General features: G+C 61.4%; 18 protein-coding genes. 15 read left to right on the top strand and 3 right to left on the bottom strand.

Annotated elements, in window-relative coordinates:
* Nucleotides 1-22: 22 nt before the first annotated feature.
* Nucleotides 23-550, bottom strand: coding sequence for a DUF2867 domain-containing protein (locus tag HHL14_RS16340; RefSeq protein ID WP_169498655.1), 528 nt, complete (start codon nt 548-550; stop codon nt 23-25).
* 88 nt (nt 551-638) lie between these two features.
* Nucleotides 639-2,147: an MFS transporter gene (locus tag HHL14_RS16335; protein ID WP_169498840.1), complete on the bottom strand. Its 1,509-nt coding sequence runs from the start codon at nt 2,145-2,147 to the stop codon at nt 639-641.
* Between the two features lie 346 nt (nt 2,148-2,493).
* On the opposite strand from HHL14_RS16335, the gene HHL14_RS16330 reads away from it, so the two are divergent.
* From HHL14_RS16330 to HHL14_RS16315, 4 genes are all read left to right on the top strand, one after another.
* Nucleotides 2,494-3,606: a porin gene (locus HHL14_RS16330; RefSeq protein WP_407945288.1), complete on the top strand. Its 1,113-nt coding sequence runs from the start codon at nt 2,494-2,496 to the stop codon at nt 3,604-3,606.
* Between the two features lie 728 nt (nt 3,607-4,334).
* Nucleotides 4,335-5,042, top strand: coding sequence for a dienelactone hydrolase family protein (locus tag HHL14_RS16325; protein WP_169498653.1), 708 nt, complete (start codon nt 4,335-4,337; stop codon nt 5,040-5,042).
* 155 nt (nt 5,043-5,197) lie between these two features.
* Nucleotides 5,198-6,238 (top strand): helix-turn-helix domain-containing protein, encoded by a 1,041-nt coding sequence (locus HHL14_RS16320; protein WP_230413074.1) that lies wholly within the window; start codon nt 5,198-5,200, stop codon nt 6,236-6,238.
* A 4-nt stretch (nt 6,239-6,242) separates the two neighbouring features.
* Entirely contained in the window at nt 6,243-7,478 is a 1,236-nt protein-coding gene (locus HHL14_RS16315) for a Zn-dependent hydrolase (protein WP_169498652.1), read from the top strand.
* Between the two features lie 133 nt (nt 7,479-7,611).
* Here HHL14_RS16315 and HHL14_RS16310 read toward each other — a convergent pair whose 3' ends face one another.
* Nucleotides 7,612-7,917: a panthothenate synthetase gene (locus HHL14_RS16310; protein WP_169498651.1), complete on the bottom strand. Its 306-nt coding sequence runs from the start codon at nt 7,915-7,917 to the stop codon at nt 7,612-7,614.
* A gap of 725 nt (nt 7,918-8,642) precedes the next feature.
* On the opposite strand from HHL14_RS16310, the gene HHL14_RS16305 reads away from it, so the two are divergent.
* The 11 genes from HHL14_RS16305 (at nt 8,643) to HHL14_RS16250 (ending at nt 25,450) form a co-directional block, all read left to right on the top strand.
* Nucleotides 8,643-16,058 (top strand): beta strand repeat-containing protein, encoded by a 7,416-nt coding sequence (locus HHL14_RS16305; RefSeq protein WP_230413073.1) that lies wholly within the window; start codon nt 8,643-8,645, stop codon nt 16,056-16,058.
* Between the two features lie 398 nt (nt 16,059-16,456).
* Complete coding sequence (locus HHL14_RS16300; RefSeq protein ID WP_169498649.1) at nt 16,457-16,615, top strand: hypothetical protein; 159 nt, start codon at nt 16,457-16,459, stop codon at nt 16,613-16,615.
* Between the two features lie 273 nt (nt 16,616-16,888).
* Entirely contained in the window at nt 16,889-17,212 is a 324-nt protein-coding gene (locus HHL14_RS32850; protein ID WP_206002364.1) for a hypothetical protein, read from the top strand.
* A gap of 82 nt (nt 17,213-17,294) precedes the next feature.
* On the top strand, nt 17,295-19,901 hold the full coding sequence (locus tag HHL14_RS33820) for a DUF637 domain-containing protein (protein ID WP_329601672.1): 2,607 nt from the start codon (nt 17,295-17,297) through the stop codon (nt 19,899-19,901).
* Complete coding sequence (locus tag HHL14_RS16280) at nt 19,898-20,251, top strand: immunity 8 family protein (protein WP_230413072.1); 354 nt, start codon at nt 19,898-19,900, stop codon at nt 20,249-20,251. Before HHL14_RS33820 ends, HHL14_RS16280 begins: the two co-directional genes overlap by 4 nt.
* A 417-nt stretch (nt 20,252-20,668) precedes the next feature.
* The gene (locus HHL14_RS16275; RefSeq protein ID WP_206002363.1) at nt 20,669-21,106 is read left to right on the top strand and encodes a replication initiation protein; all 438 of its coding nucleotides are present in this window, start codon (nt 20,669-20,671) and stop codon (nt 21,104-21,106) included.
* A 669-nt stretch (nt 21,107-21,775) separates the two neighbouring features.
* The gene (locus HHL14_RS16270) at nt 21,776-21,970 is read left to right on the top strand and encodes a hypothetical protein (protein ID WP_169498646.1); all 195 of its coding nucleotides are present in this window, start codon (nt 21,776-21,778) and stop codon (nt 21,968-21,970) included.
* Between the two features lie 240 nt (nt 21,971-22,210).
* Nucleotides 22,211-24,007 (top strand): DUF637 domain-containing protein, encoded by a 1,797-nt coding sequence (locus tag HHL14_RS16265; RefSeq protein ID WP_169498645.1) that lies wholly within the window; start codon nt 22,211-22,213, stop codon nt 24,005-24,007.
* Nucleotides 24,004-24,366 (top strand): hypothetical protein, encoded by a 363-nt coding sequence (locus tag HHL14_RS16260; RefSeq protein WP_169498644.1) that lies wholly within the window; start codon nt 24,004-24,006, stop codon nt 24,364-24,366. The genes HHL14_RS16265 and HHL14_RS16260 overlap by 4 nt, the downstream gene beginning before the upstream one ends.
* A gap of 287 nt (nt 24,367-24,653) precedes the next feature.
* Nucleotides 24,654-25,094, top strand: a complete 441-nt coding sequence (locus tag HHL14_RS16255; RefSeq protein ID WP_169498643.1) for a hypothetical protein — start codon at nt 24,654-24,656, stop codon at nt 25,092-25,094.
* Nucleotides 25,091-25,450, top strand: a complete 360-nt coding sequence (locus HHL14_RS16250) for a hypothetical protein (RefSeq protein WP_169498642.1) — start codon at nt 25,091-25,093, stop codon at nt 25,448-25,450. The genes HHL14_RS16255 and HHL14_RS16250 overlap by 4 nt, the downstream gene beginning before the upstream one ends.
* Nucleotides 25,451-25,777: the final 327 nt, after the last annotated feature.

Raw genomic sequence — 25,777 nt, 5'->3', positions numbered from 1 at the left:
CAGGAAAGCAGACGGATTGCCATTACGCGGTCGGCCATCCGACTTGCTGAGCCCGATCGAGCGTGGCTCGCACCACCCTCCGGTGGAAAGGCGCGATCAACGCAATATAGGCGCGCCCCAGCGGACGATTGTAGAAAACAAGCGTCGTCAGTATCAGGCGGCGAGATCGACCTTGAGAGGCCGGCTGCACGAGCACCGACACACGGAAATCGAGGTGCTTGTCGTTTTCGCCGAGAACGACCTCGTGATCATGTCGTTCGAATACCCGAAAAAAGCTGATCCGCTCGTCTACGTTGGCTTGCCTCGCCAGCAGATCAACGGATCGCTTCAGGCCGAGCGGCCAGACGAGGAGGTCGCGGAATTTCACCAGCAGCGCGATCCACTCGGGTTGTTTTGCAAACGCGTGCCGGGCGAGAGACGCTGCGTCGTCGGCGGCGGTTTCCGCCAGGTCCACCGAGAATGCGTCTGCGAAATCGGCCTGGCCGTACGACGAACTGAGCCGGGAGGCCGGGGGCAAGTCCACCTGCTCGATCTTCGGATAACTGTGCATGTCAGATCCGCTAATTCAAGCCATCAACGTCAAGTCATCAACGAAAGCGGGCTCTATCGAACGGCGTGGACCCGTCCCGCTCGTCTTCTTATCCCTTGCGAAACACCACGTGCGAAATCCGCTGCACCAGCAGCGCGGCCGCGAGCGATGCCACCGCCGTTAACCATACGCCGATATGGATCGACTGCACCAGCGCGTCGCGCGCGCTATCGAGCAGCGCCAGCGTATTGAGTCCCGACGTTTTCATATCCGCGACGAGCTGCGCGCGCGACGCGTCGTCGATCAGGATGCGCAGATCGGCGAAGCGCGGCTGCCATTGCGACGCGGCCGGCTCGCCGAGCACGTTCATCGTGCGCGTGACGACGTTGCGGTAGTGATGCGACACGACCGTCGCGACAATGCTGGTGCCGAGCATGCCGCCGACCATGCGCGTCGATTGCAGCAGTGCCGTCGTGATGCCGAAGCGTTCGCGCCCGGCGATCTCCTGGCCGAAGATGTTCAGGTTGTTCAGGATGAAGCCGAGGCCGATGCCGACCGCGCCCATCGGCAGCACGATGCGCAGATGCGGCGTGTCTGGATTGGCGAACGCGAGCGCGATCGATGCGAACATCAGCAGGGCGAAGCCGATCGTCAGAATGCGCGTCGGCTTCTTCATGTGAATCACGATGCGCGTATTCAGCAGACTGCCGAGCGCGATGCACGCGGCGATCGGCGTCGCGAGCAGGCCGGCCTGCTGCGGCGACAGGCCGAAGCCGCCTTGCAGTAGCAGCGGCGCGAAGAAGATCAGCGAGAACATTACGAAGCCGGACAGCATGCCGAGCGTGAACAGCGTGACGAGCTGCGCGTCCTTGAACAGGTCGAGCGGGAGGATTGGGTGGGTCGCGCGTTTTTCGCAGGCATAGAGCGCGATTGCACCGACGATCACGCACGCGCCGAGCACCAGGTTGCCGGCGGTGAGACCGTGCTTCGGCACCGCTTCGATAAACGCCTGCAGACCGCCGAGCACGGCCGCGACGAGTCCCGCGCCGAGCCAGTCGATCTTCACCTCGCCTTCGTGCGGGCGGCGGAAATTCGGCAGATGCGCCCAGATGAAATAGAGCGCCGCCGCGCCGACCGGCAGGTTGACGAGAAACGTGGAGCGCCAGCCGAGGTGCTCGCTCATCCAGCCGCCGAGCGACGGCCCGGCGGCGGTGCCGATCCCGTACGCGGCGGCCAGCACCACCTGCCAGCGCACGCGGGTGCGCGGATCGGGAAACAGATCGGGGATCGACGCGAACGCGGTGCCGACCATCATCCCGCCGCCGATGCCTTGCAGGCCGCGCGCGATCGCCAGAAACAGCATGCTGTTCGCGAGCCCGCACAGCACCGACGCGAGCGTGAACGTGATCACCGCGGCGATCACGAAGCGTTTGCGGCCGAAGTAGTCGCCGAGCCGCCCGAACACCGGCACCGTGACGACCGACGCGAGCAGGTACGCGCTCGCGATCCACGCGAAATATTCGAAGCCGTGCAGTTCGGCGACGATCGACGGCAGCGCGGTGCTGACGACGGTCTGATCGAGCGCGACCAGCATGTTGACGAGGCCGATGCCGAGCATCGCGTATAACGCGTGACGAAACGGCAGGGTGGGAGCGGTGGGCGTGGCGGAGGCAGTCGAATTCACGGAGCGGGCGAAGTGTCGGGTGGGCGCTGCACGAGGAGAAGCGGTCGGACTACTCGCGATTGTACGCAACGCAAGTTGTCTGACCTCTTGAGGGATTATACGGGTTTTCCCTGATTCGAAACGACGCGTCGCGCGAAAAACGACACGTGCGGCGGCAAATAGCGCACAGATAGCGCGCAGATAGCGTGCACAGACGCGGGCGGTGCTCTGCGTGCAACAGTACTGTCATGCGCGCTCGAACATGGTAAGTTCGCTCGCGTTACAACCTGCCGATGTATCCGTGGAGAATCTCATCCTGCGTCACGCTCCGATTTCCCTGGCGAACACTGCTCGCCACTGCAAGACTGCCGCGAGCGCGCGCCTCAACGCGAGCCTGAGCGCGGCGCTCGTCGGCGGCGCGCTGCTGCTCCACGCGGGCGCCGCCGCCGCGTCCATCGATAGCGGCTTCGTCTCGCTGTACGGCGTGTTCGATACCAGCCTCGAAATCACCGACGCCGGCTCCGGCTGGACCCCACGGCTCGACTCGGGCGCCTTTCGCGGCTCGCGTCTCGGGCTGCATGGCGCGGAGCCGCTCGGCAACGGCACGGCGATCGTGTTCACGCTGGAGAACGGCTTCAGCTCGACCGACGGCTCCGCGCAGGCGCCCGGCTCGATCTTCAACCGCGAGGCGTGGATCGGCGCCACCGGCGCGTGGGGCGAGGTGCGCTTCGGCCGTCAGTATTCGCCGATCTATATCCCGTTCAAGGGCGATCTCGATGCCTTCGGCGCGGGCACGATCGCGTCGGGACTCAATAACCTGTCGAAGATCACGCCGTACGCGAACAACGCGATCGCGTATCTGTCGCCGCGCGTCGCCGGCTTCAGCACGACCGTGATGATGGCGACGCGCGATCCGTCGGAGGACGACGGCAATGGCATCGACGGCTATTACGTGACCGCGTCCTACCATCTCGACTCGCTGCATCTGTCGTATGCGCGTCAGCAGACGCATGGCGCCGGGTCGCTGCGCGCGAATCTGGGCGGCGCGAGCTACGGCTTCGGCAACCTGCGCGTGTGGCTGGCGTTTTTCAACGGCGAGGGCGGCACGCCGGTCTATCACGGCGCGGGCGGTTCGCTGTCCGCGCAGTACAGCTTTTCCGCTCATCTGCGCGCGGCGCTCGGCTATGCGCACGTACGCGACTACACGACCCCCAACGGCAGCGCGGACCAGTTCAGCGCCGCGGTCGAATACGACATGTCGCGCACGCTGCTCCTCTATTGCAGCGCCGCCTATCTGGCGAATCACGACGACTCGAGCTTCACGCTGCGCGGCGTGAACGTGACCGGGCTGCCGGTCGCGTATCCGGGCGCGCCGGTCGCGGGCGTGCAATTCGGCCTGTTGCAGCGCTTCTGAGCAACCGCCCGCAATAGCCGGCTTTTGATTGCGCGCCAACCCACTAAATGGATAAAAGCGCTTAAATGGGCCAGTTAAATATGCACTTCAAGTTCCGGTATTAATTCGAAGCACGATGCGGACAATTCCGATATAAGTGTCCATGATTTGACAAATCTGCTTGCGGCTTTGAGCGGAATTTGATTTATCAGGCTGCCGAACAAAAAAAGGCCGACACAATGTGTCGGCCTAAAGATTCTGGCGTCCGAGGATATTGGCCAGAACCTGAGAGACATGAACATGAGGCCGTGTAGCGGCGCGCAGCATGGCTGCCAGCAGACAACGGCCAGAGCGCGCGGACTATCGGTCCGCACGTTCCTCACTTTTCGCTTATTGATCCTTCATTTTCTCATTTCGCTTTTCAGATGGCTTCGGCTAACGGCATGTTTCGTTGCAGGTACTAAACATCGCTGCTCGTGAACCAGAACGCATGGCCGCGAGTATAACGTCGTTAATCGAATTTGTGAAAGTGAAAAACGTCAACCATTTGTCATGAAATTATTATTTTTTTCGTGACATTAGCCGTTGGAATAACGCATCGAATTGAATCCGCCCGCATTCGCCCGTCGATGCGTGGTGAATCGCGTCCAATCGTGTCGTCAGGCGGCACGGTGCGGCTAAAGGCGGAATTCCTTGCACTGGCGCTATGCTAGCGGTTTCGTCTACGAGGTCCACAAGAGGAGCAACCGATGACACAACCAGCAGGTTCAATGATTACGTTCAAGCGCCCCGACGGCAAGGAGCTGCAGGGCTACCTCGCGAAGCCGCAAAAAACCGCCGGCGCGCCCGCGGTCGTCGTGATTCAGGAATGGTGGGGCGTGAACGACCAGATTCGCGGCGTCGCCGATCGCCTCGCGCAGGCCGGTTACTTCGCGCTCGTGCCCGATCTGTATCGCGGCAAGTCGACGGTCGAGGAAGAAGAGGCGCACCACCTGATGAGCGGCCTCGATTTCGGCGATGCCGCGAGCCAGGACGTGCGCGGCGCGGTCCAGTACCTGAAGCAGCACTCGGCGAAGGTCGGCGTGACCGGCTATTGCATGGGCGGCGCGCTGACGCTGCTCGCGCTGTGCAACGTGCCCGAGGCGACGGCCGGCGTGGTCTGGTACGGCTTCCCGCCGCTCGACTATATCGACGCGTCGAAGATCAACGTGCCGGTGATGGGCCACTGGGCGCTGCAGGACGAATTCTTCGCGGCCGACACCGTCGACGCGCTGGAAAAGAAGCTCGGCGACGCGAAGGTCGACCTCGAGTTTCATCGCTATCTGGCGCGCCACGCGTTCGCCAACGAAGCCGCGGTCGGCCCCGGCCGCATCGCGCAGACCCAATACGATCCGGTGTGGGCGCAGCAGGCGTGGGATCGCACGCTGACGTTCTTCGGCCGGACGCTGTGGAAGTGATGGGTCGATAATCGCCGGACGCGGGTACGGCGCACGGGGCGCGGGGCGCGGCTCGGACGCTCGCGTGCCGTGCCCGCCGTCGTCGGACCCGTTGGCGTGGGCCTATGAAGTACCGCTATCATGCAGTCGCTTACGACGAAACTGGCGGAGATACCTTGACGACCGATCCGGCAGCCAGCCGCACGGCGACCGAAGCCGCCACCATGCCGGCGGACTTCGAGTACAGCCACTTCGACACCTATCGCGATGCGCCGCGTGTGCAACTGCCCGCGTGGCGCGAGCGCGTCGGCCATCTTCTCGATGTGCCGATTTCGCGGCGGCAACTCGCCGACGGTTTTCGCGGCAGCATCGACAGTTATCGCGTCGGCGGCATGGCATTCATGGATTGCCGTACCGATCCGATTACGCAGACGCGCCCGCTCGCGCGTATTTCGACCGATAACCTGCGCCAGTTCGTGTTTCATGTGGCCGTCGACGGCCTGTTCGAAACCAGCACCGGTCTCTATCCGAAGCGCGACGCGCTGCAAACGCGGCCCGGCATTCTCGCGCTCGACCTGAATCAGCCGATGCGGATGGTGCGCGGCCCGTGCCACATGCTCGCGCTGTTCGTGCCGCGCGACATGATCGAGGCGGTGCTGCCGGAAGCGGAGTCGATTCATGGCAGCGTGATCGAATATCAGACGCCGCTCGGCCGCATGATTCCCGCGCATCTCGCCGAACTGTGCCGCCGGTTGCCCACGATGAATCCGCTCGAAGCCGAGCAGGCGATCCGCACCTGTGCGTTATTGATCGCCGCGGCGTTCGGCAGGCAGAACGGCCTCACCGGCAATGCGCGCGCGGCGGCACGCACCGCGATGTTCGCGAGCGCGCGCCGCTATATCGATGCGAATCTCGGGCTGCCCGATCTGACGGTCGACAGCGTGCTCGCGATATCGCAACTGTCGCGGCCGACGCTTTACCGCCTGTTCGAGCCGGAGGGCGGGCTCGCCGCGTATATCCGCAACCGCCGCCTGCGCGAAGCGGCCGACGAGTTGTGTCGCTACCCGCACAAGCCGGTGATCGACGTCGCGTACGGCTGGGGCTTCAATAGCGCGTCGGATTTCAATCGCGCGTTCAGGCGTGCTTACGAGATGTCGCCGGGCGATTTTCGCGCGGCGGCGTCGGCCATGACGGCAACCCGCAATCAGAGGAGATGACAACGTGGTGAAGATCGATCCGGACCGGCTGATAGCCGACCTCAAATGGCTGCGCAGCTTCGGCGCGACCGGGCCCGGCGTGGTCCGGCTGTCGCTGTCGCCGGTGGACCTGGCGGCGCGCGAGTGGCTGGCCGGCAGGATGAACGAGGCCGGGCTCGATGCGCGCATCGACGGCGTGGGTACCGTGTTCGGGCGTTCGCGCAATAGCGGTCCGGCGCTCGTGATCGGCTCGCACACGGATACGCAGCCGACCGGCGGCTGGCTCGATGGCGCGATGGGCGTGATCTACGGGCTCGAGATTGCCCGTGCGCTCGGCGAAAACGATGCGACGCGGCATCTCGCGGTCGACGTCGCGTCGTGGATCGACGAGGAGGGCACGTTCTCGGGGTTGCTCGGCAGCCGCAGCTTCGTTGGCGAGGCAGTCGACGCGACGATTCGCGATGCGACCAATCGCCAGGGCGAGCGTCTCGAAGACGTGCTGAAGGCCGCGGGACTCGCGGACCGACCGCGCGCGCGTTTCGAGGCGGGACGTCAGGTCGCTTATCTGGAGCCGCATATCGAGCAGGGCGGCCGGCTCGAAGCGCTCGGCAAATCGATCGGCGTGGTGACGACGATCGTCGGGCTGCGCGAACTGAAGCTGCGCTTCACCGGCCAGCGCAATCATGCGGGCACGACGCCGATGGCGATCCGCCGCGATGCGGGCGCGGCGTTGGTCGCGTTCATCGCGCGCATGAACGACGCGTTCAAGGCGCTCGCCGATGCCGATACGGTCTGGACCGTCGGCCGCATCGATCTCGATCCGGGCGCGATGAGCGTCGTGCCTGGTGCGGCCGACATGTACCTGCAATTCCGCGACGCGAATCCCGTGCGGCTACAGGCGATGGAACAGGCGCTTGCCGGGCTGGTGCGCGATTTCAATGCGCAGCGCACCGTCGGCGTCGAGCTGCAGTCCATCGACGAACCGATCGAGCCCGTCAGCATGGATGCGACGCTCGCGGAGCACATCGCGCGGGCCGCCGAAGCGGTCGCGCCGGGGCAATGGCTGCACATGCCGAGCGGCGCCGCGCACGACGCGCAGGTGATCGCGCGCTGCATGCCGGCGTGCATGATGTTCGTGCCGAGCATCGGCGGGGTGAGCCACGACTTTATCGAGGACACGGCCGAGGCGCATATCGTGCTCGGCTGCCAGGTCGCGGCGACGGCGGCGGCTTCGATGTTGCTGGCGTTGGCAGGTCGGTAGGTTTGAGGGACCTGGATGTTGGTGTTGTCGTTGTCGGCGCGCTCGCTGCAATGCGCCGACAACACCGCACAGTGAGCGCGGCCAAGCGAATACCGCTAAGCGAACGCCTCCACGCGGCAATCTCCGCCGCGCGTTATTTCCACTTATCGCCGAGTGCGTCGAGCCCGGCTTTCATCAGATCCTCGGGCAGCATCGCGATGCGCAGTTCGCAGTCGGCGTTCAGTTGCAGGAACCACGGTTCCGCGAGCGCGGGAATCGCCGTCGCATCGGCGATGTCGATGACCGCTACCGCGCCGCGTTTGCCTTGCTGTTCGGTGAAGTAGATCGCTTCCGGCCGGGTTTCCTCGAGAATCTTCTGCATCAGCACGCCGATGCGGCCTTCGCGCACGAGCGTGTTGAACGGTTCATTCGGTATTCGTATGTTGAGCAGCATGCGCATGTCGTTCTCCTGTTCGACGCCCGGTGAGGCATCTTAAGGATAGGTGCTGCATACCTCGACCGAGGGCGTTGATCGCGGACGAAGCATCGGCGATGACGGCCGGAGTGGTGGGGTGGTGCTGTGCGGTGCGACTGATAATACAAGTCATTTCGTTTCGATAGTCGCCGCGTTGCCTTTCCGTTCCCGTTGGCGATGCAAAAACTAGAATATTTAAATTTAAAAAAGGATGCTCAATATCGAAATAAATAGGACAAGTTTGATTTGATGTAAAGCTAATTGAAAGATTATGTTGGGGATGGCGTCCATTGAATATCGATCAACCTGAATTCGTATAAGGCGGAACGGGCTAATCTGGCAGTTCGGCTTGGCGCTCAACGTTCTCCAAGTATCAAATCTATTCGTATTGAATTAATTATTTTGGGAGCGCTCATCATGTTGGGTGATTAATTGTTAATTCTTGCAATGCGCTAATTCCAATTATGGCGACAGCATGATAATTTCCGCCTCGACATAATTCGGCGAGCCGTTCAGGGGAATGGGGCGCCGTAATCAGTAAATAACACGAACTAGAAACGGGTATGACGATCGGTTCTCGCCTTCTGGCAGCGCGCTTATTGCAGCGCGATCTCGCGCGCTTCGGCGCATGGACTGAGCGCCGATTCGCTGGGTCATCCTGCCCAGGCGGTTCGCCGCGTCCGCTATGGATGCGCGCGACGGCGTGGATCATGGTGGTCGTGATGTATTTCGCGCCGGCGTTGCTACTGGCCGAGGCGACCGCGCAGGCAGCGCCGATTGTCGATCCGCGCGCACCGCTGCCGTTCCAGCCCACCATCACGCAGACCAGCACCGGCATCCCGGCGGTCAACATCACCGCGCCGAATTCGAACGGCTTGAGCTTGAACCGCTACCAGTCGTTCAACGTCGACAGTCAGGGTCTCGTGTTGAACAACAGCCTGACAGGTGGCAAGCCGCTGCTAGGCGGCGCACTTGGCGCCAACCCAAATCTCGCGGGCCGCACCGCGACGACGATCATCAATCAGGTCACATCGACGGGGCCGGCCTCTTCCTTACTCGGGCCGCTGGAGGTGTTTGGCAATCCCGCCACGGTCATCATTAGCAACCCGAATGGTATTTCGGTCAATGGCATGGCGCTCACGAACATGCCTGGGCTCGTGCTGACCACCGGGGCCGTGCAGTTCCTCACGGGCGTGGGCGGAACGTCGGCGGACTTCGCGAACGCCGGCGCGCTCGCGTACAGCGTGAATTCGGGCAACATTTCGATCGACGGACCGCCAGGGGTGAACGGGCCCGGTGCCGGTATTGCCGGCACGGTGGGCAACATCGATCTTATCGGCCAGACGCTCAGCATCAATGCGCCGCTCCAGGCGGACGAGCGCGTCAACCTCATCGCGGGCAATCAGCTCGTCACGCCGACCGCGATGGATGCCACCGGCACCCGCTACGGCACCGCATCGAACGGCTCGGTCAATACGGCGGCAGCGATCGGCAACGGTGGCGTCGCCATCGACGCGAACCAGTTCGGTTCGGTCACGAGCGGGCAGGTCTTCATCGTGTCGACCGCCGCCGGCGTGGGCGTGAACACGCAAGGCGCGCTGTCGGCGACCGCGGGCAATGTGGTCGTCAGCTCGAACGGCGACATCGCTGTCGGCACGACGTTCGCGAACCAGAACGTCAATCTCGCGAGCGCGGGCACCACGACCGTGTCGGGCAATGGCCTCGCCAACCAGAATTACACGGTGACGGCGAACGGCGATATCAATGCGACGGGTAACGTCGCGGCCGGACAGAATGTCTCGCTGAACGCGGGCGGTAACCTGAATTCGTCGTCGGTGGCGGCCAGCGGCAGTGCGACCCTGATCGCCGGGGGCGCGATGTCGCTGGGCTCCGTGTCCGCCAACTCGCTCGATCTCGAAGCGACCAACGGCAATCTGACGCTCGACTCGGCCATCACGGCGGCAGGGAGCATCAAGGCGGTCGCGGGCCAGGATCTGAGCGTCAACGGCGCGGTGCAGGGCGGCACTACCGTGACGCTGAGCGGAGGCCGGAACGCAACCGTCGACGGTTCGGTGCAGGGCGGTGGTGACGTTTCGCTCCTCGCGCAAACCGGCACGGCCACCACCACGGGTGCGGTTGTCACCGATGGTCAACTGACCGTGACCGGTCAGCAGGGTGTGAATCTTGGCGGCACGGTGTTCAGCGGGGGCAATGCGACGCTCGGCGCGAGTGCCGGCAGCGTCACGATCAGCGGCGCGCTGGCCACGCCGGGTGAGGTTGCCGTCACGGCCGGGCAGGATGTATCGGTGGCGGGGCAGGTTCATAGCGGCCAGAGCAGCACGATTACGGCAACGCGTGACGTGACGCTCGATGGCGGTGTCGAGGTCGACGGTACCGGCAACGCGACGGTGAACGCCGGGCGCGATCTCACCGGTAGCGGTGCGATCAGTGTGGCGAATGACACGACGCTCGTGGCAGGGCGCAATCTGTCGACGACCGGCGCGATCCAGACCGGCAACAACCTCGCCGCAACAGCGGCGCAGAACCTCTCGGTCGGTGCGACCACCGCGGTCGGCACCGAAACGCTCACCGCGAGCGCCGGTAGCGCGACGCTCGGCGGCAATGCGCTGTCGGGCGGCGACATGAGCGTGAGCGCCGGCACGGATGTGACGGCACAGGGCAGCGTGCAGACGCTGGGCAACCTGGGCGTCAATGCACAGGGCGGCAACCTCACCGCAACGGCACCGGTGCAGGCCGCGGGCAATGCGACGCTGAATGCCGGGCAGACCCTCGCGCTGAACGCGCAGACGACCGTCTCGGGCGATGCGACGCTCACCGGCTCGGACATCACGACGCAAGGGCTTTCGGTGGGCGGCAACCTGACGGCCACCGCACGAAACAGCCTCGACACGTCGGCCGGTCAACTGAACGCCGCCTTCGACGCGAACGCTCCGGCTCTCACCGTCAATGGCAACGCAACGCTTTCCGGCGCGAATGTCACGACCGCCAACGCGGTAATCGGCGGCACGTACAGCGCGACAGCAACGAACAGCCTGACGACAGGCGGCACCGCAGCGTATCAGGGCGATGCGACGCTTGCGGGCGGGACCGTGACCAATGTCGGCACGCAGATGGCGGCCGGTAACCTCACGGTATCCGGCGCGAGCGTGACGAACCCGGGCGCGCTGTCGTCGCTGCAGACGACGACGGTCAACGCAACGGACCTCAACAACAGCGGTTCGATCTACGGATCGACGAGCACGCTGAACGTCTCGAATGGCACGACCAATTCGGGCGGCCTGCTCGCGACGAACGCGCTGACGCTGACCACGAATTCACTCGACAACAGCAACGGCCTGATCTTCGCCGGCGATGTGAACAACCCGACGTCAGCGACGGGTGACGCGACGGTCAATGTCAATGGCGGCAACGGCAGCTTCGCCAATACCAACGGACTGATCCTCGCGCAGAACAGCCTGACGGTGAATTTGCCGAACCAGGCGATCGATCCGTCGGCCGCCTCGATGGGCACACTGAGCGGCGACAGCGCGTTCAACCTGTCGGCGCAGGCGATCAACAACAGCGGCGCGTGGACGCTGCCGGGCACGGCCGTGACCGTGACGGCGACGCAGGGCATCACCAATACCGGGACGATCAATCAGGGCACAGGCACGCTGGCGCTCAACGGCGCGGTGTCCAATTCCGGTACGGTCACGGCGAACGATCTGACGATCAACGGCTCGCTCGCGAACCAGGCTGGCGCGACCGTGCAGGCCAACGACGCGTTCACGCTGAACGGTTCGGGCACGAACGCCGGCACCGTTGAAGCGGTCAACACGCTGAACCTGGTCGGGTCGAGCTACGACAACTCGAATGGCGTGACCCAAGCCGGCAATAGCAGCAGTGCAGCGGGCAGCGGCAACGTCAACATCAACCTGACCGGCGATCTGACAAATGCGGGCGGCACGCTGACGGCGACCAACGACCTCGCGATCACCGCCGCGAATGTCATCAACTCGGCGGCCGGCAGCAGCGGCACGACTACGACGACTACCACCGTGGAGAACTCGGCGCTTGCGCTGGGACTGGTCGTCGGTTCCGAGTCGATCGTCGAGTCGGGGCTGTACGGTAGCGACGGGGACCGGTATTGCTGCATAAATCTGCCTTATGGCACCTATCAGGCGACGCTGGCCGACGTGCTGTCGGCCGACGGCATAAGCAATCTGGCTTCGATCGACGCCTTTCTGGGCCCCGACAGCGGATGGCCGAAGGCGCAGGTCAGTGCGCCCGTCACGAACGGCAACACCGTCACGTTCGTGGAAGTGCCGACCATCACGGGTACCAGCAATACCGGCAACTCGATCATCCAGAACCTGTGGTTCGTCGAGACGCCGGATAACGCCTCGAAGGCCATCGCCACGATAACCGTTGCGTTGCCCACCGCGACGGAGACAACGACCACCACCGGAGGAGCGCCGGGTGCCGGCTCGGTGATCGCGGCCGGCAACGACCTGGCCATCAGGACGGGCACGCTGAACAATCAGGGCGGCACGGTGAGTGCGGGCCACGATGCGACGCTTAACGTGCAATCGCTGTCCAACGGCGGGTCGACCTATAGCTCGACCGTTACCGATTCGGTCGACGTCGCGTCGATCAACAGCTTCCTTTCGCAGGCTCCGTCGACGCTTTCGATCTGGAGCAGCTTCTACGGTCCGAATGGTCTGAACGTCTGCCCGAATGGCGGCGCAGGCATGTGTATCGCGCCCCCGGGTATCAAGCTTGCCGCGGCGGGCACGGTGACGCCGATTTCGACGTCTTCCTCGGTGACGGTTCAGGGCGCGACCGGCCAGATTGTCGCTGGCAACAATCTGAATCTGTCGGGCGGCGATCTGACGAACGCGGGGACGTTGGCCGCCGGCACCGACGTCAACATCGCGGCGTCGAGCTTCACGAACCAGGGGACCCATACCGGCACGATGACAACGACGGCCGGCTGCGCCGCCGGTTATACGGGTTGCTCGACCGGCGGTACGACGAACCTCAACTCGCAGACTTACGCGTACCAGCAGATCAACAGCAATGTGACGGCCGGCCACGACATCGTGATCGCGGCCGGCACCGTCGCCAACACGTACGGCAATCTGGTCGCGGGCAACAACGTGGTGATTGGCGGCGCGGGCACCACGTCGAGCGCGCCGACCCAGGCCGGCAGCGTGACGAATACGTCCGGCGCCATTGCGGCGGGCAATGACGTCGATATCAATGCGGCGACGCTCACGAACACGATCGCGGCGCCCGTGCAGGTTCATCAGAACTACGGCAGCGCGACGCCGTTCGCGGGTTGCGGGCAGGACTGCGAAGCGTATGTCGACGTGCAGTCGGCCAACCCCGCGACAATCACCGCCAACCATGACGTCAATCTGCAGGCGGGCGTGTTCGGCAACACCGGCAGTCTAGTCACCGCGCTGAACAACGTGACGATCGATGCGGCCAGCAGCGCGTCGAGTAACAACCAGTACCTGAATGCGTACTGGCATGCCAACCTGGTGAGTAATACGTGGGGCTGTGCGGGCGACGCCTCGCTCTGTTCGACGCTGTATGGCAGCGCGTATTCGTCGGGCGACATCCAGAACCCGGCTGGCCTGCCGGATGCGGTGGGGTTGCCCGATTTCGTGCCGGCCACGATTCAGGCCGGCAACACGCTGTCGGTGAATGCGCCGAATCTCGGCAATACCGGTAATGTGATCGGCCAGACTGTTGCGCTGTCCGGTTCGCAACTGGTCAACGGCCTGACCAATCCGGATGTCTATACGCCGCCTCCCGCGGTCTCGGGTCAGGTGATTACGCTTGGACCGCTCGCGGTGCCGGGCAGCGCCACTACCACCGTCAATGCGGCGGGGCAGGTCACGAACGCGAACGGTCAGCCGGTTTCGGTAACCGGGTCGGCGGGCGTTCCGGCCGGTGTGCCGGTGGGCGTGCAGACCGTCGGCAAACCGGTGGTCCAGCCGGTGCAGACGGTTACCGGAGGCTCGGTATCGACGCCTTCGTATCTCGTCAATAATCCGGCCTCGCTCGTGTCCGGCGACCTGTCGCCGGCAGCGCTGCTGGCCGCGCTGCCGGCGAGCCTGCAGCCCGATACCACGCAGTTCTATTACGACCCGTACACGCAGGCGCAACAGGTCGAGCAGGCGGCACTCGAGGCGACCGGCAAGGCAAGCTTCTACAACACCACCAGCGCGACCGACAGCACCAGTCAGGCATCGATCAACAACCAGGATACGCAGGCGCTGTATGGCGCGGCGCTGCAGTACGCCGAGCAGAACAATGTTGCGCTCGGCACCCAGCTGAGCGCGGCGCAGCTCGCGCTCGTGAACGAGCCGATGCTCTGGTATGTCGAGCAAACGGTACCGGAGCCGGGCTGCACGGCTACGGGTAGCGGCGCGTGCCCGACCGTGCAGGCACTGATGCCCGAAGTGCTGCTGCCGCAGAACTACGCGGCGGTCAACGCAGATGGAGAGATCAGCGGCACGAACGTGACGCTCAACTACGCGGACAGCATCCTCAATACGGGGACGGTCAATGCGCAGAACCTGACGGTCAACACCGGCACGCTGACGAACGAAGAGCGGTCGGTGAACGTCGGCACGATCTACCAGTATCAGGCGGAACTCGACGGCAGCATTACGCAGACGACGGGCACGGTGGTGCAGCAGGGCGGCTTCATGTCGGCTGCGAACTTTGAGCTGAATGCGCAGGCAATCGATCAGATCGGCGGCGCGCTGCAGCAGATCAATGCGGACGGCAGCATCGATACGGCGGGTACACAGGCGCTGCTCGCGAACCTGCAGAGCCAGCTGGGCAGCAGCTTCACGCAGAGCACCGTCAGCGACAACCTGACGACGACGGTGATGGACCAGGCGTCCGCGTTCGATAGCGCGTTCATGATGGTGGTGATCAGCACGATTGCGATTGCTACGTCTGTCGTTGTTGGACCTGGAGTGGGCGCGTTGCTTTCGAGTGCGATGTCGCAGCTCAATAGTGGGCAGGCGTTCAGCTTTGGGAAGGTGCTTGAATCCGTGGGCGTCGCGGAGTTGACGGCTGGTGTTGACGCGGGGCTGGGGCTCGATTCGTTCAGCTCGCTTGGGACGAATATCGTGTCGTCCGATCCGGCGGTGACGCTTGCCAATCTCGGTGATACCGCACTGGAGATCGGCGAGCAGAGTGCGGTGAATGCGGGGATTTCGACGGCGATCGAAGGGGGCAGTTTCCTGACGGCGCTGGAGAACAACGTTGTGACTAACGTTGCCGCTGTTGGGGCTAATGCGATTGGTACTTATCTGCCGCCGGGGACGGTGGGCAATGTGCTTGCTAACTCGGTGTTGGGGTGTGCGGGGAGTGCGGCGCTGGGTACGGGGTGCGCAGGGGGTGCGATTGGTGGTGCCACGAGCGCGGTGCTGTCGCCGTGGGTAATCCAGCAGATTGATCCGAGCGGTGCGCCGCTCGATCAGGGACAGATTGCTGCGGTAACGGCGCTCGCAACGTTGGCCGGTGGAGGACTGGCGGGTGTTTTAGGTCAGAACGTGCAGGGAGCAGTAACGGCGGCGCAGAACGAGGCGCTGAACAACGCGACGAAGCACCTTGGGGTTGTACTCGATACCTCATCGATGACGCCGCAGCAGAAGGAAGAGTACGAGGATACGCAGGTCAACGTGCTGACACCGACGCCCAATGTCGGGGGGGCGGAAACGGCGTCTGGCGGGGAGGAAGTGACTGGCGTTGCGCCGCCGATCGGGAATGTTACAAATCCTAGTGGCGGTGCCACAAACAACAGCATCAGGCTCGTAGAGCAAGACGGGAGCATATATCAGTTCAGTATTCCGGGGGTGAATGGAGACCTCTCCGTTGTTACTGAAATGACTCAAAATGGCAACCAGCTCGTATTGAATGGCATGCACATTGATGGCCCTGGCGCCGGATCTAGTAGCCTCAGTCAACTACGTAATATTGCGCGCGCTTTGGGGCAGCAGTACGGAGTTGACGAAGTCGTGATCAACGGCGGAACGCGAACGTCTGGCGCCAGTCCAGGAAAGGTGCCGCGCAGCATAACGATCAAGGTGAACCAATGACGGTGATTCGAGTGACCGGATGGAAGACCGGTTTCAACAAAGTTCAGTTCGGCTCGTTACTTCGAGAGTTCTGCGGCTTCTCTCTATCAGAAGGAAAGCGATGTGTGGATAACTTGCTTCAGGGCGAGCCGATTACAGTGACGATTACACAAGAGCGTACAGCATACTTCTTGGAGTGGGCCTCCCTATTAGGTGCGGTCTGCGAGTTGGTGGAGGAGTAGTTTCTCCGCTCGCTGAGGAGCGCAGTAACGAACGAGCCGTGGAGTTGCCACAAACACAGCGACGGGCGGGCTCAAAGTGCCGCCGAACCTTCAACCGCTCACAAATCCCGCCCAGGGTCCGGTGATTCCTTCTGATTGGATGCGTGTGCACACGAGTGCGGGGACCATCCGGAGAGCGTGAACGAACATACGTACACGCACCAGGTGTTGCCGCAAAGCGGAGGCGCGACCGACGAGGAGCTGGTCGGCGAAATCCCGACGGTTGGGGCTGGAGCACTGGCGGCGGGGGTGGCTGGGGCCAAAAACAGTGGAACAACGACGCTCTACGTGCCGTGAGTCCAGAGGAATATTCTTCGATTATGAACTCCGGGCAATTCTCGTTTGGTCCGGCCGGCAGTGAAATGAAGCAGTTCGGATTTAACGTGAACGAGGTGTTGAACTTCTCGAACTTTGCGCCGCACTATGCTGCAATCGTGAGGGCGGACATCCCGACGAGTCTTCTTGGGAACTTCAATGTTTCAAACTCGATAGATCCGTTTATCTTCAGAAGCGGTGTCCTTACCGTCAATGGGCAGTCGGGACTGAATCTGTTCAATTCGGCAGTGACGAATGTCGGTCATGCGTATTAAGGGGATCGCTTTGCATCAAATTGTGGCGACTGTCCGCATAGCGGACGACGTTGATGCTCCGAAGGTGAAGGGGGTACGTAGTGGGTACGCTCCGCACCACAAGTTTGCAACGGTTGATTACCTGGCTAGCGGGGTTCACTCGTATGTTGATGAAGATCTTCACTATCCGGGGGAGACGCTTAAAGCGCGCATTAGCTTTCCGAGCTGGGAGCACTTCCAAGGGGGAGTGAAGGTGGGCGATTCCTTCGAAGTGCTTGAACTTGATAGGCTGGTTGGGTACGGAACGGTAGATGAAGTACTGTGAATGAATCTGCATCTATGGTTGAGTGGACAACGGCCTGACCAATCCGGATGTCTATACGCCACCGCCCGCAGTCTCGGGTCAGGTGATCACGCTCGGACCGCCCGCGGTGCCGGGCAGCGCTACCACCACCGTCAATGCGGCGGGGCAGGTCACGAACGCGAACGGCCAGCCGGTTTCGGTCACGGGGTCGGCGGGCGTCCCGGCTGGTGTGCCGGTAGGGGTGCAGACCGTCGGCAAACCGGTTGTCCAGCCCGTGCAGACGGTTACCAGCGGCTCGGCATCGACGCCTTCGTATCTCGTCAATAATCCGGCCTCGCTGGTGTCGGGCGACCTGTCGCCGGCAGCGCTGCTGGCCGCGCTGCCGGCGAGCCTGCAGCCCGGTACCACCCAGTTCTACTACGACCCGTACACGCAGGCGCAACAGGTCGAGCAGGCGGCACTCGAGGCGACCGGCAAGGCAAGCTTCTACAACACCACCAGCGCGACCGACAGCACCAGTCAGGCATCGATCAACAACCAGGATACGCAGGCGCTGTATGGCGCGGCGCTGCAGTACGCCGAGCAGAACAATGTCGCGCTTGGCACCCAGCTGAGCGCGGCGCAACTCGCGCTCGTGAACGAGCCGATGCTCTGGTATGTCGAGCAAACCGTGCCTGAACCGGGATGCACGGCAACCGGTAGCGGCGCGTGTCCCACCGTGCAGGCGCTGATGCCGGAAGTGCTGCTGCCGCAGAACTACGCGGCCGTGAGCGCGGATGGGGAGATCAGCGGCACGAACGTGACGCTCAACTACGCGGACAGCATCCTCAATACGGGGACGGTCAGCGCGCAGAACCTGACGGTCAACACCGGCACGCTGACGAACGAAGAGCGGTCGGTGAACGTCGGCACGATCTACCAGTATCAGGCGGACCTCGACGGCAGCATTACGCAGACGACGGGCACGGTCGTGCAGCAGGGCGGCTTCATGTCGGCCGCGAACTTCGACCTGAACGCACAGGCAATCGATCAGATCGGCGGCGCGCTGCAGCAGGTCAATGCGGACGGCAGTGTCGATACAGCGGGTACGCAGGCGTTGCTCGCGAACCTGCAGAAGCAGTTGGGTAGCAGCTTCACGCAGAGCACCGTCAGCGACAACCTGACGACGACGGTGATGGACCAGGCGTCTGCGTTCGATAGTGCGTTCATGATGGTGGTGATCAGCACGATTGCGATTGCTACGTCTGTCGTTGTTGGGCCAGGAGCGGGCGCGTTTCTATCGAGTGCGATGTCGCAGCTTAATAGCGGACAGGCGTTCAGCTTTGCGAAGGTGCTTGAATCTGTCGGTGTCGCGGAGCTGACTGCGGGTGTTGACGCGGGGCTGGGGCTCGATTCGTTCAGCTCGCTTGGGACGAATATTGTGTCGTCCGATCCGGCGGTGACGCTTGCCAATCTGGGTGATACCGCACTGGAGATTGGTGAGCAGAGTGCGGTGAATGCGGGGATTTCGACGGCGATTGAGGGTGGTAGCTTCCTGACGGCGTTCAGGAATAGTGTCGTGGCCGATGTTGCGGCTGTTGGGGCGAACGCGATTGGTACTTATGTGCCATCGGGTACGGCCGAAAGCATATTTGCTCACGCGGCATTGGGGTGTGCGGGGAGTGCGGCGCTGGGTAACGGATGTGCAGGCGGGGCGATTGGTGGGGCGGCGAGCGCCATCGTAGCGCCGCTTGCTCGCGATGCTCTCTATGACGGCAGCCAGAGTGTCACGACCACGGACAACGGCGATGGCACGATCACCCAGACGACGAGTTACAACAACTCGGGGATCAATGCGGCCGTAGCGGCGCTGGCGACACTGGCCGGTGGCGGTCTCGCCGGGCTGGCCGGGGCGAATGTACAGGGCGCGGTGACGGCCGCACAAAACGAGGCGCTCAATAACTCGCTGAGCGCAAAGCAGCAGCAACTCCTGGCACATGCCTTCAGCTTCGAGGGGATGCCAGCTGGTTCGATCACGCAGGCGGATGCGGCGAGCACGCTGGCAGCGTTGCAGGTGGCACAGGACGATCCGAACCTGACACCAACAGAACGCGGATACTTTACGAGTGCAACGTTGTCGGTGTACCAGGCGGGCATCCAGGCGGGGGTACTGTCAGCGAACAACGTGGGTGCACTGGTATCGGCGGCGGTCGGGTCGATGGCCTTCAGTGGTGGCGGAGACGGCCCGCTGCCTAACGGTGCGTCGCAAAGAAATGTGCTGCCGTCCACGACAGGTAATCGTACCGCGGTCTCGGTGGGCGGGGTTACAAACACGGCGGCGACGTCTGAAGGTACGGCCAACGCTGCAACCCTTCAAGGTTTGAAGGGCCAACTCGCGAATGAGAATCTCGCCAATATCGCCGCTCAGGATTCTAGGTTGGCAACTGCGGTGAATGGGAGTGGCACGTCAAATCCTAACTTCTCTATCGGTTCCGGAACAGTCGCCGAAGCTAACGCGCTAGGGCAAGCTTGGGTCGGCGACGGGGCAACATTGGTCTCTAATCAAGCGGCCTGCCCGGGCTGTTTGGTTAGCGCAGACGGAACTATGATCTACAGGCCGCCACAACCTAAATCTTCGCCGTTCGCGACAACGGGCGTTCAAGCGAATTTTGTAAGGCAAACTCCGAGTGGGACAATAATTAGCAATGGTCACCTGAACGTAACGCCATGAAAGCAATTGTCAAATCGATGTGGGTGAATAGCCCAACTATAGATCTGGATAGCTACTTCCCGGACGATCCGGAAAATTTCAGCTTGTGGATCGAACTTAGGGTGGGGCCAGACGATTCTAGCGGTGCCGATGATTATCGCGTCTTGGTCTGCACACCAGAGTGGCTTCATCAAAACGTAAAAGAGCCCCGGTGGGGCCGTCACATGTTGATCGTCGAAGAATACGATCGCTCGGCCATCGAGGCGAGCATCCTCGATTACGTGGCGAAATGCATGGGCGACGGATGGCGTGACATCGCGGAAAAGATCGCGCGCAATCTCTCTTGGGAGTTCGAGGACTATCGAGAATGACGCAGCGAATTAAATTGCATCTCGGTGACGAGTTGTTGCCACAAACAGTGCAACGTCTTCGGCGGACGCACAGGCCTATGCAGCCAGTCGCGCTGCACAATTGCAATCGGAGTTACCTGCTGGCTCACAAGGTAGAGTGACGATGGGGGTTGGTGTCTTGCAGGATGCGAACGGCAATCAGATAACGGTTGTTTCTACGAGCGAGCCGAATGGCTATCTGCGTCCGGGTGTGACATTGAATCTTGGCGAAGTTGTTGTGCCGGGAACGGGACATGCCGAAGCGGACATCGTAAACTGGGCCGCTCAGAACGGCTATACAGTCCAGACCATCGGCGTGGGACGGCCTATCTGTCCTTCCTGCGCGTCAGCGCTAAACGGTGCCAACGCAGTGCCTGCAACTCCATTGAAGGTTACGAAATGAGCATAAATACGCGGCTAAACACTGTAGCGCCGGATCTGGTCGAGTTTGGGAAAGGACTGTCCGCGAACAAGCGGAGAGCTATAGCTCGGGTGGTCGCAGAATGGGCTTGTCGTGAAACCAGCGCGATGACGATTTTAGATGACGGCCGCGTGACGCTCTTACTGGAGGATGGGCATACCGCCACGCAGCAGGATCGAGAGCGGCTTGCTGGCGATGTAGACGATTTGGATGAGAAGTATTTCACCATCGTTGAGCAGCACGACGGTTTGGATGATGCTGGAGAGGCCTTGCAGTGGTTCCGCAAAGCGAGGGCGGCGGCCTCACTGCTTTATTCGCTCGATGCAGACGCAGTGCAAGGTTTCTGCGAAGCGCTGTACGAAGCTCAGGCTGCAACAAATGATCTGGACGCTCTTAAGTCGCTGTGCCGTCGATAGGGCGCTGCCGTTGCGGTGCTGTCGATCGAAAGCGGACGGATAGAGTAGGTGCATCGGCGCGCGGGAGACTGCCGCGCATTGCTCTTCAGGACGTTCCGGATTGCAGGCTGGAAAAGCGCGTCTGGGCAAAAAATTCGGGAAGTGAAACCGCGTCTGGGCGGCAGTGCTGGCGAAGCCGCGCCGCGTCTGGGGTTGTGGGCCGTTGCGAACGTGGGGTGCGTCGGGATGCAGTGTTGCTACAAACAGCAGTACTTCTGCGGCGACAGACGGTGCTGACTTCTATGTTACATCGAGCGGAACAGCTGTCCCCGCGACTGGCTACAGGGCGGTCGGAGGTCCTGCAGTCGCCGAGGCACAAGCGGGAACAATTGCCCCTCGTAATCCGACGTACATCACGTTCGACAACATCACGAATATTAGTCCGTCAGCGGCGCAGAGCTTGCTCCAATTGCCTCGGACACCAACTAATTGGGTGAGCTTTGATACGTTGCCACTCATCAATGACTTGACAATTTCTACGGGAAAGTGGAATACAACCACAACCTTGGAGCCGATTACCAATACGTTCCCCGAGTGGGGTAGCGGCGGAGGTACTCAAGCGATTACAAATCAACCGATCCAGGTGAAGGGGTTCGGGACCCTTCCTACAGGAACAGGAAAATGAGAGGCGTGCCTTACTACTACTCCGAATTTCAGCGAGAACTGGATGCCTTCAATGCTTCTGTTGGAGAAGAGTTTAGGGCTTTTTCGGAAACCCATAGCCCACGCGAGGTGTTTCTGTGGCTGGAGCAACAACGTAACGACGGCCGCTTGCCGTCCACAATGGAAAGGCTGCTCACCGATTTCTATTGGGAGATCGCGTGACGGGAGCAGGGATGCCTTGCCACAAACACGCCATCTGCTTTGCAGCAAGTAGAAAAATTCGGTTTCGTCTAGATGCGGAAGCGTACTTCAAGCGGCCCGATTAAGGTTGCACTGGGTATGGGATGCCTTTAGGTTTTGCTACATTGGGCTTCATAGTTGGTGTGATTTCCCGCTTTCAGCCTCGATGTGCTAACCCCTGCCACGAGTTCGCTGACTTTTGGGCATGGTTGAAACGAGCCGATGCTCTGGTACGTCGAGGAAACGGTACCCGAGCCGGGCTGCACGGCTACGGGTAGCGGCGCGTGCCCGACCGTGCAGGCACTGATGCCCGAAGTGCTGCTGCCGCAGAACTACGCAGCGGTCAATGCGGATGGGGAGATCAGCGACACGAACGTGACGCTCAACTACGCGGACAGCATCCTCAATACGGGTACGGTCAGCGCGCAGAACCTGACGGTCAACACCGGCACGCTGACGAACGAAGAACGGTCGGTGAACGTCGGCACGATCTACCAGTATCAGGCGGAACTCGACGGCAGCATTACGCAGACGACCGGCACGGCGGTGCAGCAGGGCGGCTTCATGTCGGCCGCGAACTTCGACCTGAATGCGCAGGCAATCGATCAGATCGGCGGCGCGCTGCAGCAGGTCAATGCGGACGGCAGCATCGATACGGCGGGTACGCAGGCGTTGCTCGCGAACCTGCAGAGCCAGCTGGGCAGCAGCTTCACGCAGAGCACCGTCAGCGACAACCTGACGACGACGGTGATGGATCAGCCGTCTACGTTCGATAGCGCGTTCATGATGGTCGTGATCAGCACGATCGCCATTGCTACGTCTGTGGTTGTTGGACCTGGCGCGGGCGCATTTCTATCGAGTGCGATGTCGCAGCTCAATAGTGGGCAGGCGTTCAGCTTTGGGAAGGTGCTTGAATCTGTCGGTGTCGCGGAGTTGACTGCGGGTGTTGATGCGGGGCTGGGGCTCGATTCGTTCAGCTCGGTTGGGACGAATATTGTGTCGTCCGATCCGGCGGTGACACTTGCCAATCTGGGCGATACCGCACTGGAGATTGGCGAGCAGAGTGCGGTGAATGCGGGGATTTCGACGGCGATCGAGGGTGGTAGTTTTCTGACGGCGCTGGAAAACAACGTTGTGACTAACGTTGCTGCTGTTGGGGCTAATGCGATTGGTACTTATCTGCCGCCGGGGACGGTTGGCAATGTGCTCGCTAACTCAGCGTTGGGGTGTGCGGGGAGTGCTGCGCTGGGTACGGGGTGCGCAGGCGGTGCCATTGGCGGGGCCACGAGCGCGGTGCTGTCGCCGTGGGCAATCCAGCAGATTGATCCGAGCGGTGCGCCGCTCGATCAGGGACAGATTGCTGCGGTAACGTCGCTCGCAACGTTGACCGGTGGAGGACTGGCGGGTGCTTTAGGTCAGAACGTGCAGGGAGCAGTAACGGCGGCGCAGAACGAGGCGCTGAACAACGCGACGAAGCACCTTGGGGTTGTACTTGATACCTCATCGATGACGCCGCAGCAGAAGGAAGAGTACGAGGATACGCAGGTCAACGTGCTGACACCGACGCCCAATGTCGGGGGGGCGGAAACGGCGTCTGGCGGGGAGGAAGTGACTGGCGTTGCGCCGCCGATCGGGAATGTTGCAAATCCTAGTGGCGGTGCCACAAACAGTGCGGTGACAACGGGCAGTGCGGGAGACATGACCACTGCAGCGCAGTTGCGAACTCAGTTGAGTTTGCAGCAAGCTGGTATTCTTGACTCGAACGGACAGCTCACTGTTCAGGCAATCAAAAGCTCTGACGCTATTCCGCTGGCCGACGGCGTAATTAAGAATCCGAGTGTGGTGAGCGAACTGACAAGTGACGGGTCGAATATTGCCGACTGGGGTAAGTACACAACGCAGTCAGTAACGATGCCAAATGGACAATCGATGCAGGTTCATTACTACATGAATTCAATTACGGGTAAGGTCGATTACGTTACGCCGGACTTCAAGGTGAAAGGGGTTGTGAAACCATGAAAGTGCGTTATGCGAGACCGCGCGACTATAAAGGGCATGGCGATGATCCAAGCTTTACGTTAGGGAAGACGTACGTTGCTCTTGGTGTTCGATTCCAGCCAGAAGGCCGTCCAGCAATGATCACGGTTCAGAGAGACTCTGATAGCACGCCGGTCTTGGTGGAGCTTCAATGCTTCGATGTTGTCGATCCGGCAGTTCCTAATGGCTGGACTTTTTTGGATTTCGGTAGCGGGCGCTATTCCATAGCGCCCAGCGAGTTTGGCGGCGATTTCTGGGATCGTTTCCATGACGAGAACCCGGAAGCCGAAAAGACGTTTGAACAGGTCATAGAGAGACTCAAGATTTTCCACGAAGACTGAACTGCAAGTACAAGCGACCTCAGCGAACTTCGTGCTGTGCGGCTGGAAAGTGCGTCAAGGGCAAAAACTGGAGTTGCGACTTATGGCCCAATGAATCCAGGGCCACTCTCATCCGACATCGTCAACACGTTCAGAAGCGGTACGTATATAGAGACAGAGTGGGGTTGTGCTTGATACCTCATCGATGACGCCGCAGCAGAAGGAAGAGTACGAGGATACGCAGGTCAACGTGCTGACACCGACGCCCAATGTCGGGGGGGGCGGAAACGGCGTCTGGCGGGGAGGAAGTGACTGGCGTTGCGCCGCCGATCGGGAATGTTGCAAATCCTAGTGGCGGTGCTACAAACACGCCGTCTGCTTTGCAGCAAGTGAAAGACCTTTTCTCGACGAACGAACCGGGGGCGATTCAAATCGGTGGATCAACGTTTAATGAGCTTCCGAACAGCGGAAAAGCCGCCATATTCTCAGGCGTCACAGACTCGCAGGTTGAGGAATATTTCCTGAACGTGACGGGGGCAACGAACTTGCCGCAAGCTCAGCCATTAACCATTAACGGAACTGCGGGTGTCCGCTACACAATTTCGACAACGCAAGGGAATTTTACTCTTCGCAGCGTATCGGCTTCTGCGAGTCAAACTGGACCCGCGTGGACGATTGATGTGCCGGGGGCTGTGACCGGCAACACCTACAATAGAGAAATCAAGTTTTTGCGTGGGAGCGGAAATTGAAACTCTTGGGCATAGATGAACTCGTGCAGAACGTTTTTGGGCTGTGGATCACTGCGCTGTTCGACGGGATACTTGTGAATAATCCAACACTTACGTTCGAAGAACACCGGGAGGCATTCTTCTTTCTACTCAAGACGTTCTTGGATGATGGCAAGATCAAATTCTGCCCTCCCGCCGAACTTTGGCGCGATGGTTATGACGTTTGGGATGCCGATGCTGCAACTATCCTGCAATATCTTCGTTCACGATGGCCGCAAGCTGCACAGTCAGAAAACGATCTCGTTTTAGCGGACTACTTTTACGAAATACCGGCCATTCTTTGGGTCGCACCGGATGGTACGTTGCATGGTTCATAGGACTAGAGATTTGTTGCCAAAAACAGTGGAACAACGACGCTCTACCGTGCCGTGAGTCCAGAGGAATATTCTTCGGTTATGAACTCCGGGCAATTCTCGTTTGGTCCGGCTGGCAGTGAAATGAAGCAGTTCGGATTTAACGTGAACGAGGTCTTGAACTTCTCGAACTTTGCGCCGGACTATGCTGCAATCGTGAGGGCAGAAGTGGGCGCGCAAATTCGGACGGTCGGATAAGTGGAACGCTCGGGGCCTGAGCCGGCGATAATGCCGACAAAGGAACCAGGAAGATGACGAAGAGAACCCGACGGACGCACTCAGCCGCGTTCA

The sequence above is a fragment of the Paraburkholderia antibiotica genome (assembly GCF_012927125.1).
Classification (GTDB): domain Bacteria; phylum Pseudomonadota; class Gammaproteobacteria; order Burkholderiales; family Burkholderiaceae; genus Paraburkholderia; species Paraburkholderia antibiotica.
Note: the sequence above shows the minus strand (reverse complement) of the source record. Positions and strands in the feature narration are given on the sequence as shown.